General features: G+C 67.6%; 6 protein-coding genes. All 6 read right to left on the bottom strand.

Annotated features, from left to right (window positions below; translation table 11 throughout):
* Window position 1: 1 nt before the first annotated feature.
* On the bottom strand, window positions 2-2,890 hold the full coding sequence (gene treY, locus VSR72_RS05535; RefSeq protein ID WP_342951396.1) for a malto-oligosyltrehalose synthase: 2,889 nt from the start codon (window positions 2,888-2,890) through the stop codon (window positions 2-4).
* Window positions 2,887-5,124, bottom strand: coding sequence for a 4-alpha-glucanotransferase (gene malQ / locus VSR72_RS05530; protein WP_342951395.1), 2,238 nt, complete (start codon window positions 5,122-5,124; stop codon window positions 2,887-2,889). The genes treY and malQ overlap by 4 nt, the downstream gene beginning before the upstream one ends.
* The gene (gene treZ, locus VSR72_RS05525) at window positions 5,121-7,022 is read right to left on the bottom strand and encodes a malto-oligosyltrehalose trehalohydrolase (protein WP_342951394.1); all 1,902 of its coding nucleotides are present in this window, start codon (window positions 7,020-7,022) and stop codon (window positions 5,121-5,123) included. The genes malQ and treZ overlap by 4 nt, the downstream gene beginning before the upstream one ends.
* Before the next feature lie 31 nt (window positions 7,023-7,053).
* Window positions 7,054-9,282 (bottom strand): glycogen debranching protein GlgX, encoded by a 2,229-nt coding sequence (glgX, locus tag VSR72_RS05520; RefSeq protein ID WP_342951393.1) that lies wholly within the window; start codon window positions 9,280-9,282, stop codon window positions 7,054-7,056.
* 73 nt (window positions 9,283-9,355) lie between these two features.
* Complete coding sequence (glgB, locus tag VSR72_RS05515) at window positions 9,356-11,572, bottom strand: 1,4-alpha-glucan branching protein GlgB (protein ID WP_342951392.1); 2,217 nt, start codon at window positions 11,570-11,572, stop codon at window positions 9,356-9,358.
* A complete protein-coding gene (gene treS, locus VSR72_RS05510; RefSeq protein ID WP_342951582.1) occupies window positions 11,565-14,897 on the bottom strand; it encodes a maltose alpha-D-glucosyltransferase in 3,333 nt (1,110 codons plus the stop codon). The genes glgB and treS overlap by 8 nt, the downstream gene beginning before the upstream one ends.
* Between the last annotated feature and the right edge of the window lie 40 nt (window positions 14,898-14,937).

Here is a 14,937-nt window from a genome sequence, read left to right as displayed (position 1 = left end):
CTTAGCTGCGTGTCAGTGTGGAGAGCACGGCCACCGGCATTGCCGTAAGGACGTCGCGCAGCGCGAGCGTGCCGCCTTCGCGCACCGTGTGCGTTGCGTCGCTGAGCCAGTCGTGCAGCGTGGCTTGCGCGCAGCCCTTCGGCAACTCCACTGTCGTATCTTCCCAGCGTTCGGGCGCGACGAGCGGCATGTCGCCATCCAGCAACCCCGCCGCGAGGCGCGTGCCGATCACGACGGCCCACGCATTGCCATGGTGGCGCGCGAACGCGATGACATGCGCGGCCTGCGTGCCGCTCACCGTGAGCGGTTGATACTCGCCTTCGCGCAACAATTCGGGCGCTTTAGCTCGCAGTGCGAGCAGGCGATGTACCGTGGCGAGCTTCACCTGGGCATTGCGCCACGCGGCCAGCTTCGCGGCGGGCGCCTGATCGTCGAGTGCGGCCGCACGGGCGGCGTAATCGACAGGCCGCCGGTTATCCGGATCGACGAGGCTGAAGTCCCATAGTTCGGCGCCCTGATAAAGGTCGGGCACACCCGGCGAGGTGAGCCGCAGCACCGTTTGCAGCAGCGTATTGAGCGCGCCTGCGGGCGCCACACGCGCGACGAATTCGGCAAGCGCCTGCAAGAAGCCGTCGCGCCGCTGCGGCGCGAGGATATCGAAGAGAAATGCCTGGCACTCCGATTCATAGGTTTCGTCGGGCGAAAGCCAGTTCGTGCGCAGCTTCGCTTCGCGCAACGCCTTGAGCAGCCACTTCGAGACGCGCTCCGCCAGCGCATGCACGCCCGCTTCGTCGCCGGGGTCCAGTTCGGGCGGCCAGCAGCCCACCAGCGTTTGATAGAGCATCGCCTCAGCGGTCGGTCCCGGCGACCAGGCCGCGCCGGCCGCCCCGTCGTTGCGGCGATGCGTCTGGTTCAGCGTCGACCAGGCCCGCAGCGTGGCGCTCCAGTCGCCGGCAATTTCGCTCAGTACAGCGAGCCGCGCGCGCACGTCCTCGCCGCGCTTGTGGTCGTGCGTGGCCGTCGCGAGCAGCCCATAAGGACGCCGCTGACGCACGCGGTTCGTCGCATGAAAGTCGTGCGGCGAGCGAGCGAAATCGTCGGGGTCTGCGCCCACTTCGTTACGCGAAAGCAAGCGGCCGTAGCGATAGAGCGCGGTGTCCTCCGTGGCCTTCGCCGCGAGCGGGGCGGTGAGCTGGGAGAACAGCGCGAGCGCCGTGCGTTGCGCGATGAGCGCGTGGCTGAGCGGCGTATTCGTCTGGCTGCTTCCCGCACCGCCGCCCGCATTCGCATTCCCTGCGGCTGACGCGGCGCGTGGCGCCTTGGCACCGCCGCCGCCACTGTTGCCGCTGGCGGCGTTGATCGGGGCCGGTTCTGGCGCGCGTCCGCCAAGCCAGCCATCGACCAGGTCGAGCGCCGCGAGGCTTGCGCGCGGCAGCGCGCGTCGCGCGGCTTCGAGCGCAACGTCGAAATAGCGGTTGTCGAGCGCGCTGCGCAACCCGTTCAACGGATAGATGCGGTAGATCGGGAAGTACATGGCCAGATGCGCGGCCACGCGATGCACCGACGCATAGGTCGTGTCGCGCGTGCCGGGAAGCTCGCGCGCGATGCGGTGCAGCGCGCGCGTTACGTGATCGAGTTCGGCGGGGAGATACGCGGCCAGCATCTCGCGGCGCGCATCGAGCGCGTAGGCCGCGAACGGCCGGTCGTCGCCCGCAATGGTGGCCCACGCTTCGGCGAGCGGCGCGGCGCCCGCGGGATCGTGCAGCAACGCACCAACGTCGTTCATGAAGTCGTAGCCTGTCGTGCCTTGCACGGGCCAGTCGTCGCGCAGCGTTTCGCCTTGCGCGAGGATTTTCTCCACCACGATGAAGGGTGGCGTGGCGCGCAGCGTGGCGAGCCGTTGCCGCAGGCGTTCGCAGTACTCGCGCGGGTCCGCTAGCCCGTCGATGTGGTCGATGCGCAGGCCGTCGATCACGCCGTCGGCATAGAGGCGGAACACGAGCTTGTGTACGGCCTCGAACACGTCGTGGCGTTCCACGCGCACGCCGGCGAGCGCTGTGATGTCGAAGAAGCGCCGCCAGTTGATCTCGTCGGTGGCGGTGCGCCACCAGGCGAGCCGGAAGTGCTGACGCTCCAGCAGGCGGTGCAGCCGGTCGCGCGGCACGGGGTCGGCGCTTGCATAGGATTCCAGAACGAATTCGATGGGATCCGTGCCGGCACGCTCGACGAACGCGCGCAGCGCGTCGCGCCCAGCGGCGGCGCGCGCCTGATCGTCGGGCTGGGTGGTGATGCCCTGGAACGGTCCGGCGAGCGTGTTGAGATCGGCGCGGTTCGCGGACTGCAGGAGCGTGGCGTAATCGGCCGGGCAGATCGGGCACACGTGCGGCCCGTACTGCACGTAAAAGCGCGCGGCGGCGGGGTCGAACTTCAGCTCGATACGGCCTGCCGCGAGTTCTTCGCCGTACTGCGCACCGAGAAACGGCATCAGCACCTTGCCGCGCAAGGCAGGGTCGGGCGAGTGCCAGTCCACGTCGAAGTGGCGCGCGTAGGCGCTGTGCCGCCCCCATTCGAGGATGTCCAGCCACCAGGCGTTGTGAGCGCCGCCCACGCCCATGTGATTCGGGACGAAGTCGGCGATGATGCCCATCCCGCGCTCGTGCACTTTCGCGGCGAAGCGGCGCAGCGCGCCTTCGCCGCCCAGCTCCGCGCTCACCGTGCCGTAGTCGACGGTGTCGTAGCCGTGCATCGAGCCGGGCTGCGCTGTCGTGACCGGAGAAAGGTAGAGATGGCTCACGCCGAGTGCGGCGAAGTAGTCGAGTTGCGCGAGCGCGTCGTCGAATGTGAAGCCGTGATGGAGCTGCAGGCGCAGCGTCGCGCGAGGGTGTGTCATGGCGTCGGCTTCTTTTCAGGCGCGCGTGGCGCGGCGCTGGCGGTTGGGTTGGCATCGTTCGCGCCGGCGCTCGCGTCCGCCTGCGTGCGCGCGACGGCCTCGCGTGCGCGTATGACGGCTTCGACGCGCGCGGCGACGGCCGCATCGCTGAACAGCGACTCGACGGGCAACTGCAGGCGGCGGCGCCAGTTCGGATGCTCGTCGATCGAGCCGGGCAGATTCGGCTGGTCGGAGAGCGCGAGCAGGTCCTCGAGCGGGCAGGTGACGAGCGGGCTCCTGGTCGCCGCGACATAGGCGAGCGCCGCATTCACGGGCGGCTCGTCGGCTGGCGGCGGATCGGTGTCGCGCGGCGCGAGGCCGCTTTGCTGCAGCGCATGCCAGAGCGCGATGCGATCGGTCGCGCGCCGCGCGTGGTCGAGCGCGACGGGGTCGAGCCCGTCGGCGCGCGGGAGCGTCTGGCCGATGCGGTTGCGCCAGTCGATGTCCGCGCCGCTCCACCAGCCTGCGACGGTCGGCAGATCATGCGTGGTGGTCGTCGCGACGCCATGCGGGTCCCAGCGCTCGGGCGCGAGAAAGCCTCTGCCGTCGTGCTCGAACCACAGCACGCGAATGCCATACAGGCCGTGCGCGGCGAGCCGCTCGCGCAGCCCTGGCGGCACGGTGCCGAGGTCTTCGCCGATCACGATCGCGCGATGCCGCCACGACTCGAGCGCAATGAGCCGCACGAGGTCGTCGAACGGATAGCGCAGATACGCGCCGTGGCGCGCGCTTTCGCCTTCGGGCACGAGCCAGAGGCGCCTTAGGCCCAGGATATGGTCGATGCGCACGCCGCCCGCATGGGCGAACGCGGCGCGCAGCATGTCGATGAATGCGCGAAAGCCGTTGTTGTGCATCGCGCGCGGCGAGAACGTGGTGAGGCCCCAGCTTTGCCCGGCCTGGTTGAAGATGTCGGGCGGCGCGCCCACCGAAACGCGTTGCAGCATGTCCTGCGGCAGCGACCATGCGTGCGAGCCCGCGCCGTCGCAACCCACGGCGAGATCGGCGACGAGGCCGATCGCCATGCCCGCTTCGCGCGCGCTGCGCTGCGCGCTCGAGAGTCCTTCCGCTGCAAGCCATTGCAGGAAGCAATGAAAGTCCACTTCGCGCCGATGCTCCTGCGCAAACGTCGCCACGTCGGCGCTGCGCGGGTCGCGCAACGGCTCGGGCCAGTCGCGCCAGTGGCGCTCGCCGCCGGGCCCGCGCAGCATGGCTTCCTGCAGCGCCTCGAAACGCGCGTGGTCTTCGAGCGCTTCGCCGCCCTGCGCGCGGAATGATTCGAACGCTGCGGCACGCGGCGAGCCGCTCGCGCGCTCTTGCGTCTCGAAGCGCTCGAACAACGCGCGCAGCACCTTGAGCTTGAGCGGCAACGCACGCTGCCAGTCCACGAGCGGCGCGTCTTCGAGTTCGCGCCAGGCGTCGCCCTCATTCGCGGCCACGCTCGCGTCGTGCGCGGCCTTGGCGCCGAATACCGCGGCGGGGTCGATATGCGCGACATTGACCCACAGCCGCGACGAAGGCGAATAGGGGCTGAAGTGGCCCGGCTCTGCGCTGAACATCGCATGGGTGGGGCTCACCGCGAGCGCTTGCGCGCCGCGGCGCGCACTTTCCGTTGCGAGCGTGGCGAGCGCGGTGTAGTCGCCGATGCCGCCGTCGCCATTGCGTCGGAGTCCATACAATTGCGCGGCGAGTCCCCAAAGCGGCGGCACTGCGCCGCTGTCGCCATGACGGTCACGCCAGGCGTCGGCGACGGTATGGCAATGTTGCGGCGCGACCGCAATCGTCAAGCGGTGATCGTTGACCGTGAGCGTGTGATAACCCGGCTCGGCAAGCGGTGCGAGCAGCGCGCTCTCGCCGCGCGGCGAGGTGAAGCGGCCTTCGATATGCTCGCCGCTTTCCAGGTCGATCCGATAGTGGCTGCCCGCGCGCACGGCCGAAGGCGGCAGCTCGATGGCGCTGTCGTATTCGGCGGTGATGAGCGGCGGCAAGCGCCGCGTCGACTGCTCCGCGTTGAGCGCGGAAGCGCTCTGGCGGATTTGCGTGGCGTTGGCGCAAGGCAGGCCCGCGCATTCCAGCAGCGCCGCGAGCGTGCTGTCGGGCACGCGCTGCACGGCGCCGTGCGCGTCGGTCCATTCGACCTCGAAGCCCGCGCGGGCGGCAAGGGTCGCGAGCGTTTCGCTGCGGCGCGCCGTGCTCATGCGTAGGGCTCCTCGCGATGCGCGACGCGCGCGTCGTGTTCGCTCGAATACTCGGGTACGTTGCCAGTGAGCCACGCGATGCACGCGCTTTCTGGCAGCACGCCGTTGTCGGCGTAATCGCGCGCGCGCGGCGGCGTTTCGAAGATCACCATGCCTTCGGGGCGCGGTTCGAGCGGCACGCCGTCGCGGCCCAGGTTCAGCGCGATCGTGAGCGTTTCGCCGTCGTCGAGGCGCCAGCGCGCGACGAGCGCGGCGAGGCCGTTCGCGGCGTCGTCGGCGAGCACGGTCGCGCCGAGCGCGCGTGCGTGGCGCAGGCGCGGCATGAGCAAATGGGCGCGCACGCATAGCGCCGATTTGTAGAAGTGCATCCATTCGAGCCGTTCGCCGTCGAGCGGTGCGTCGGCAGGCGGCGACGAATTCACGAAGGTCTGCAGATCGTTCGGATCGGGAATGCGCGCGCGGCTCGCTTCGTCGTTGAACGCGCTGAATGCCTTGAACTCGCGGCGGCGGCCTTCGCGCACCGCGTCGGCGAGTTGGCCGGTGAAGGCCGTGAAGAACTGGAACGGTTGCGTCGAGCCATATTCCTCTTCCATGAAGAGCAGCGGAATTTGCGGCGAAAGCAGCAGCATGGCCGTGGCCGCGCGCAGGGCGTCGTCGTCGGCCAGCGCGCGCAACCGGTCGCCGAGCGCGCGGTTGCCGATCTGGTCGTGGTTCTGCAAAAACATCACGAACGAGGTGGGCGGCAGATGCGCGCTCGGTTCCCCGCGCGGCTTGCCCGCATGCACGGGCGATGGGTCGCCCTGGTACACGAAGCCTTCGCCGAGCACGCGCGCGAGCTTGCCGATGGGGGAATCCGTGAAGGCGCGATAGTAGCCTTCCGATTCGTCGGTCAGCAGCACGTGAAAGCAGTGATGCGCGTCGTCGTTCCATTGCGCGCTGAAGTGCGATTCGAGCAGATTGGCTTCGTTGTGCTCGTTTTCGAGCACGAGGTGCACATGCCGGCCGGGTTCTACGCGTGCCTTCACGTGGTCGGCCAGTTCGCGCAGCCAGTCGATGTTGCCGATCGCATGCGCGGCGTCGATACGCAGACCGTCGAAGCGATATTCCTTGAGCCAGTAGAGCGCGTTGTCGCAGTAGAAGTCGCGCACTTCGAAGCGGTCGAAGTCCAGCGCTTCGCCCCAGGGCGTCTTCACGCCCTCGCGGAAAAACGGCTTGGCGTAGTGGCCGAGCCAGTTTCCGTCGGGGCCGAAGTGGTTGTACACGACGTCGATGAACATCTGCAGCCCCAGACCGTGCGCGGTATCGACGAGCGCTTTCAGTTCATCAGGACTGCCATAGGCTGCGTGCGGCGCGTAGGGCAGCACGACGTCGTAGCCCCAGCCGCGCTCGCCTGGATAGTCGTTGAGCGGCATGAGTTCGACGGCCGTCACGCCAAGTGCTGCGAGCGCCGGCAGACGTTTCATTACACCTTGATAGCCACCCAGCGCGCCCACGTGCAGTTCGTAGATCACGGTCTCTTCCCAGGGGCGTCCTTGCCAGTGCGCATGCTGCCAGGCGTACGCGCGCGGGTCGAGCACTTCGCTCGGTCCGTGCACGCCCTGCGGCTGGAAGCGCGATGCGGGGTCGGGTACGCGTTGCTGGCCGTCGATGCAGTAGCGGTACAGCGTGCCCGGCCCGCACGGCGCCTGTGCTTCGAACCAGCCGTTGCCGGTTGGCGTCATGTCGAGCGGCGGCGCGTCGTGCGCATTCTCGAACACGACCTGCACCGTTTGACACGACGGCGCCCAGAAACGAAAGCGCGTATGCGGCTGCGTGTGCGCCGCGCCGATCAACTGCGCGCCGAACGGCAGGCAATGCATGTACTGGCGGGCGTGCGGATCGTGCGAAAGCGGGGACATGGTGGATTCCTGGTTGCGTCCTTACCTGTACCTATCGTTCCTGGCCGGCGGCGCTTTCGCCCGGGCCTGCATGGGAGCCCGACTCGGGCGCGCCCGGCGTGCGGCGCGGGTCCGGCGTCGGCGCGTCGCTGCGCGTGTCGTGCGCCCGGTGCGTGTCGGCACGCGCCGGACGGGCGCGGAGTACGGCGAGCGCGCGCGCGGCCAGTTCGTACGTCGTGTCGGGCAGCGCATAGGGCGCCGCGTCGGGACGCGCGGTATCGAGCAGCACCTCCCATGCCATGCGCGGCGCGGGCGCGACGAAGGTCACCGCGCCCTGCGAAGCGTTCAGCATCATCAACAATACTTCCATTTGGCCGTGGAGTCCCGCTCCCGCGCGCCGCATCGTGAACGCGCTCGCTTCCGGGTCGTGCCAGGCCTCGGGCGACAGCGGCTCGCCGCGTTCGTCGAACCAGTCGATGTCGTGCACGCCGGGCATCAGTTCGCGCTCGCCGAACAGAAAACGCGTTTCGCGCAGCAGCGGATGTTCGCGTCGCAGCGCGATCACGCGCGCGGCGAAACGCGTCATGGCCTTGCCCTGGGGCGTTTGCGCTAGCGCCCAGTCGAACCACGAAATGTCGTTGTCCTGGCAGTACGCGTTGTTGTTGCCGCGCTGCGTGCGACAGGCCTCGTCGCCGGCGAGCAGCATGGGCGTGCCGAGCGCGATGAGGAGCGTGGCCATCATCGAGCGGGCCACGCGCGCACGCGTGGCGAGGATGGCGGGGTCGTCGGTCGGCCCTTCCACGCCCCAGTTCGCGCTCCAGTTTTCATTGTGGCCGTCGCGGTTCTCTTCGCCGTTGGCCTCGTTGTGCTTACGCTCATACGAAACGAGGTCGGCGAGCGTGAAGCCGTCGTGCGACGTGACGAAATTGATCGACGCCCACGGGCGGCGTTTGCGCTTGTCGAACAGATCCGCGCTGCCGGTCAGGCGTGCCGCGAGGTCGGCGCGCTGGCCTGGCGCGCCGCGCCAGTAGCGCCGCACGCTGTCGCGGAAACGGTCGTTCCATTCGGAGAAGCCCGGCGGATGGTTGCCGAGCTGGTAGCCGCCGGGGCCCACGTCCCACGGTTCGGAAATCAGCTTGCATTGTGAAAGCACGGGGTCCTGGCGCAGCACGTCGAAGAAGCCGCCGTTCGGGTCGAAGCCCGCGGGCTCGCGCCCGAGCGTCACGCCAAGGTCGAAGCGAAAGCCGTCGATGCCGTATGACGTGGCCCAGTGGCGCAGTGAGTCGGCGACCATCTGCAGCACGCGCGGGTGCGAAAGATCGAGCGTGTTGCCGCAGCCCGTGTCGTTGATGAAGTGGCGCTCGTCGCCGGGCACGCAGCGGTAATAGCTGGCGTTGTCGAGGCCGCGCCACGAGACAGTAGGGCCCATTTCGCCGCCTTCGCAGGTGTGGTTGTAGACCACGTCGAGAAAGACCTCGATACCCGCCGCATGAAGCTGCCGTACGGCAATACGCATTTCATCGGTGTCGTAGCCTACGAGATAGCTGGGTTCGGGCGCGAAGAACGCAGCCGCGTTGTAGCCCCAGTAGTTGCGCAGTCCACGATCGATCAAGAAGCGCTCGGAGAGAAACGCGTGGACCGGCAGGATCTCGATGGCCGTCACGCCGAGCTTGTGCAGATGCTCGATGAAACGCGGCGCGGCCAGCCCTGCAAACGTGCCGCGCATGTGTGTGCGCAAATCGTGACGCTGCATCGAAAGCCCGCGCAAATGGGCCTCGTAAATCACGGTGTCGCCCCACGGCGTATTGGGCCGCCGGTCGCGCGACCAGTCGAAGTTGTCGTTCACGACCACGCACTTTGGCATGGCCGGGGCCGAGTCGCGCCGGTCGATCGAGAGGTCCACGCGGTTCGAATGCGCGCGATAGCCGTACAGCGTATCCGACCATCGAAACTGGCCGATGAGCTGTTTCGCGTAAGGGTCAAGCAGCAGCTTGTGCGGATTGAAGCGGTGCCCCAGATGCGGCTGATAGGGCCCGTGCGCGCGCAGGCCATAGACGGTGCCGGGATGCGCGCCCGGCAAATAACCGTGCCACACTTCGTCGGTGCATTCGGGCAAAGTGTAGCGAATGCGTTCCTTGCGGCCGGTGGGGTCGAACAGGCACAACTCGATGCGCCAGGCGTGGGTCGAGAACACGGCGAAGTTGGTGCCGAGGCCGTCCCACGTCGCCCCGAGCGGCCAGGGGGAGCCGGGCAGCAGGCGCTCAGGCGGACCGTTTGCCATGACGATGCTCCTTGTGTTGTTCTTCGTTTTGCATCGGGTTCCTGATCAAATCCCGCCGCCGCGCCAGATCTCGCTATCGGCGCAGGCGCAGGATCAACGTGCCGAGCGGCGGCAGGACGAGCGCCGCCGACTGCGGCTTGCCGTGGCTCACCACGCTCTCCGTAACGACGAGGCCCCCGTTGCCCATGTTCGAGCCGCCGTACACTTCGGCGTCGGTGTTGAGCGCTTCTTCCCACTGTCCCGGCTGCGGCATGCCGATACGGTAGCCGTGACGCGGCACCGGCGTGAAATTGCAGACGACCACGATCTCCCGGCCCGAGCCGTCCACACGCCGCCACGCGAGCACGCTGTTTTCGTTATCGTCGGAAACCAGCCATTCGAAGCCGCCGGGTTCCGAGTCGAGCGTATAGAGCGCGGGCTCGCTGGCGTAGAGGCGATTGAGGTCGCGCACGAGCGTTTGCACGCCGCGGTGCAGCGGGTCGTCGAGCAGGTTCCAGTGCGGCGTGCCGTCGTGATCGAATTCGGCCATTTGCCCGAACTCGCCGCCCATGAACAGCAGCTTCTTGCCGGGGTGCGCCCACATGAAGCCGAAATACGCGCGCAGGTTCGCGAACTTCTGCCAGCGATCGCCCGGCATCTTGCCTAGCAGCGACCCTTTGCCGTGCACCACTTCGTCGTGCGAAAGCGGCAGTACGAAGCGCTCGGACCACGCGTACACCATCGCGAACGTCATCAGGTGATGGTGATAGCGGCGGTAGACCGGGTCTTCGTGCATGAAGTGCAGCGTGTCGTGCATCCAGCCCATGTTCCACTTGAACTGGAAGCCGAGGCCGCCGTCCTCGGGGCGCGCCGTGACGCCGGGCCATGCTGTGGATTCCTCAGCAATGGTGATGACGCCGGGGCGTTGCGGAACGTATTGCGTTTCGTGATTCAGGCGCTTGAGAAACGCGATCGATTCGAGATTTTCGCGGCCGCCATAGATGTTGGGCACCCATTCGCCCTGCGCGCGCGAATAGTCGCGGTAGAGCATCGAGGCGACCGCGTCCACGCGCAGCGCATCGACGTGATAGCGCAGGAGCCACGCAAGGCCCGACGCGACCAGGAACGCGCTCACCTCGCGGCGCCCCAGGTTGTAGATCATCGTGTTCCAGTCGGGGTGATAGCCCTCACGCGGGTCGGCATGTTCGTAGAGCGCCGTGCCGTCGAACTCGACGAGACCGTGCGCGTCGTTCGGGAAGTGCGCGGGCACCCAGTCGAGAATCACGCCGAGCCCCGCTTCGTGCGCGCGATCGACGAACGCGGCGAAGTCTTCCGGCGCACCGAGACGCGCGGTGGGGGCGAACTGCGCAAGCGGCTGATAGCCCCAGGAGCCGCCAAACGGATGCTCCGCCACGGGCAGCAATTCGATGTGCGTGAAGCCCATGCCCTGCGCGTAGGGGATCAGGCGCTCGGCGAGCGCGGCCCAGTCGGGCGCGGGGGCGTCGGCGCCTTGCGTGGGCAGCCACGAAGGCGCATGCACTTCGTACACCGACATGGCCGCGCGCGCGTTCTGCCGTTCCGCGCGTGTTTGCAGCCACTCCTGATCGCGCCACGCGTAGTGGTCGATTGCTTCGACGGGCGCGACGATCGAAGCCGTGCCTGGCGGACATTCCGTCTGCAGCGCGCAGGGATCGGCCTTGAGCGGCAGGACCGAACCTCGCGCGCCGAGTATCTCGTACTTGTAGCGCGCGCCGGGCGCCACACGTGGAATGAAAAGCTCCCATACACCCGCTTCGTGGCGCAGCCGCATGGGGTGACGCCGCCCGTCCCACGCGTTGAAGTCGCCCACGACGGAGACGCGCTTCGCATTCGGCGCCCAGACGGCGAAGCGCACGCCGGGCACGCCATCGCAGGTCAGGGGCAGCGCGCCGAGGCATTCGAGCACGGCGTAGGGGTCGCCGTCGGCGAGACGCACGAGTGCTTCGTGCGAGAGCTGCGGGCCGAATGAATAGGTATCCTCGATTTCCTGGCTCACGCCATGCCAGTCGACCTCGAGACGGTACGGCACTGCTTCCGCTAGCGGGCCCGCATAGAGTCCTGCTGGATGCACGAGCGTGAGTTCGCCGAGCGTGTGGGCGCGGTCGCGCGCCACCACGCTCGCGCCCGAGGCGTTCGGCAGCCACGCGCGCACATAGGGCGCGCCGTCCACCCAGTGCAGCCCGAGCACGGAGAAAGGATCGGAGTGGTATGCGCCGGCAAGTGCGTCGGCGTCGTGCGGATTCAGGCCAGCCTGAGGTGTGCGTTCAGCCATGGCCACCTCCGCCGGAATGCGATTGTGTCGATTGCGTGGGCGTCGGTCCGAGCACGCGTGCCGCCAGTGCCGCGAGGCCGCGTACCGGCAGCGCGAGCCAGGTGGGGCGGTTCGCCGCCTCGTAGCGGATCTCGTAGGCCGCCTTCTCGATCAGGAACAGGTCGAGCAGCGCCTGCTCCTGCGAAGCGCTCACGAGCGTGAGCGGTCCTTCGGCCACAGCCGCGCGATACTGGCTCAGGAACGCTTCGGCCGCATAGCCGCGGAAACGCTCGAAGAGGGCGCGCTTGCGATCGACGACTTGCTGCGGCGCATTTTCGAGCGTCGATTGCGCGGCGGCGCCCGCATAGGAGAGCGAGCGCAGCAGGCCCGCTACGTCGCGCAGCGGCGAGGCTTTCGAGCGCCGGTATTCGAGCGCTCGCGCGGGCTCGCCTTCGAAGTCGATCAGATAGGCGTCGCCCTGAGAAAGCAGGACTTGGCCCAAGTGGAAATCGCCGTGGATGCGGATGCGCGCGGCCTTCGTGTCGTCCGGCACGAGTTCGTCGACTTTCGCGAGGAGCGCCTCGCGGCGATCGATCAGGCTGCGCGCGAGATCGCGAGCGTCTTCGTCGAGCGTTTGCTCGTCTTCGCCCGTATGCCGTGCGACGATGTCGAGCGCTTCCTTGAGCATCGTCTTCGTGTCGGCGACCCATGCACGCACGTCGTCGGGCGTGGCGGCGACGGGCGAGAAGGCTTCGTCGTCGCTGGGCCGCGATAGCATCGCGTGCAGTTCGCCCAGGCGCTTGCCGATTGCGCCGATCACCGTGCAATAGCCTTGCACGGCTTCTTCCTCGTGCGCCTGGTCGACGCTCGTGTCGTCGTCCATGGCGAGCGCGAGTTCGTCGATCGTGCGGCGCAGATAGTCGAGCGCCCAGTCCCACGCATTGCCCTGGTTGTCGATGAAACCCTGCACGATGATGAGCGTGTGCGGCACGCCCGCGGGGTCCACGCGCACGACTTCGCCATAGAGCGGCGCGGTGTTCGCGTAGCCGAGCTTCGTGAGGTAGCGGCTCATTTCCGCTTCGGGGTGCACGCCGGCCATCAGCCGGCGCACGATCTTGAGCACGAGCGTTTCCGCGATCACGAGCGAGCTGTTGCTCTGCTCCGCGGCGAGCCAGCGCACTTCGGGCGTGTCGCCGAGATCGAGTTCGTCGAGGCGCTCGGTCGGCTCGAAGCGGATCGTGCTCTGCTGGACGGTAGGCACCGTGGCGCGCTCGCGCAGCTTGCGCAGCACGCCGTAGGCGAACCACGGCAGCGAGAACGCGTCCGTGAGATAGCCCACCGTGCGGCCGCGCCGCACGCGCGAGAGCGCGAGTTGTATGTGCAGCGGCGTGGTAATTTCGGTGCCCCACGTGATGGCGATAGGGAGTACGTAGCGCTCGCTCTTGCCATCTGCGAGCTCGGCCTCGATCTCCGTGAATGCGAAGCCCGCGCCGTAAATCGTCGTTAGCGCCGCGAGGCGCACGGCGCGCAGCGGCTTGTCCTTCGAGGCGAACCAGCGGCGACGCGAGAGCCACGAAGGCAGCACTTCCGATTCGAGGAGGCGCACGTTTTCGGGCGTCGCACCCGCCTGGCCTTCGCGCAGCACCACGGTCACGAACTCGGGCAATTGCTCGGAGGTCGGCTGGCTCCAGGAAGGCCGCTGATCGCCGGAGCTCAGCAGGAACCACAGGAAGCCATAGGGCGGGAAGGTCAAAAGATAAGGCAACTGCCCGATGGCCGGGAACACCGAATCCGCCGTCATTTCCACGGGCGCCGTGCCTGCGAATTCGGAAAGGTCGAGTTCTACCGCCTGCGGTGCGCGTGACAGATTCGCCACGCACAGGATCGGCGCTTCGCCCGGCATTTCGCGCAGGTACGCGAGGATCTTGCGGTTCGCGGGCCGCAGGAAACGGATCGTGCCGCGCCCGAACGCCTGCTTGGCGCGGCGCGTGGCGAGCATGCGGCGCGTCCAGTTGAGCAGCGAATGCGGGTCGCGGCTTTGCGCTTCGACGTTGATGGCGTCGTAGCCGTAGAGCGAGCCCATGAGCGGCGGCAGCACGAGCTGTTCGGGGTCGGCGCGCGAGAAGCCGCCGTTGCGGTCCGACGACCACTGCATCGGCGTGCGCACCCCGTCGCGGTCGCCCAGGTGGATGTTGTCGCCCATGCCGAGTTCGTCGCCGTAATAGATCACGGGCGTGCCGGGCATGGAGAGCAGCAGCGAGTTGATGAGTTCGATGCGGCGGCGGTCGCGCTCCATGAGCGGCGCGAGACGTCGGCGAATGCCGAGGTTCAGGCGCGCGCGCCGGTCGCTCGCGTAGGTGTTCCAGAGGTAATCGCGCTCGGAGTCCGTGACCATTTCGAGCGTGAGTTCGTCGTGATTGCGCAGGAAGATCGCCCACTGGCAGGTCGGCAGCAAGTCCGGCGTCTGCTTCATGATGTCGAGAATCGGGAAGCGGTCCTCGCTCGCAATCGCCATGTAAAGGCGCGGCATGAGCGGGAAGTGGAACGCCATGTGGCATTCGTCTTCGTTGCCGAAATACTCCTGCACATCTTCCGGCCACTGGTTCGCTTCGGCCAGCAGCATGCGGTTCGGGTAGTGTTCGTCGATGGCCGCGCGGATGCGCTTGAGAATGCCGTGCGTTTCGGGCAGGTTCTCGTTGTTCGTGCCTTCGCGCTCCACCAGGTATGGCACGGCGTCCAGACGCAGCCCGTCGATGCCCATGTCGAGCCAGAAGCGCATCACTTGCAGCACTTCGCGCAGCACGGCCGGATTGTCGAAGTTCAGGTCGGGCTGATGCGAATAGAAGCGGTGCCAGTAGTACGCGCCCGCCACGGGGTCGTGCGTCCAGTTGGACGGCTCCGTGTCGATGAAGATGATGCGCGTGCCCTGGTACTTCTGGTCGGTGTCGGACCACACGTAGTAGTTGCGATGATTCGAGCCGGGCTTGGCGCGGCGCGCGCGCTGGAACCACGGGTGCTGGTCCGAGGTATGGTTGATGACCAGTTCGGTGATCACGCGGATGCCGCGCGCGTGCGCCTCCTGAATGAAGCGGCGCACGTCGGCGAGCTGGCCGTAGTCGGGGTGCACGTTGCGATAGTCGGCGATGTCGTAGCCGTCGTCGCGGCGCGGCGAGGGATAGAACGGCAGCAGCCAGATTGCCGTCACGCCCAGGCCTGCAATGTAGTCGAGTTTCGCGAGCAGCCCGGGAAAATCGCCCACGCCATCGTTGTTCGAATCGAAGAACGATTTCACGTGCACCTGGTAGATGATCGCGTCCTTGTACCACAGCGGGTCGTCGGAAAGCATCGACGGTTTGCCGCGCCGTTGCGTGCCGTGTTCGTCGTGG

The sequence above is a fragment of the Paraburkholderia sp. JHI869 genome (assembly GCF_038900775.1).
In the GTDB taxonomy this organism is placed as follows: Bacteria; Pseudomonadota; Gammaproteobacteria; order Burkholderiales; family Burkholderiaceae; genus Paraburkholderia.
Note: the sequence above shows the minus strand (reverse complement) of the source record. Positions and strands in the feature narration are given on the sequence as shown.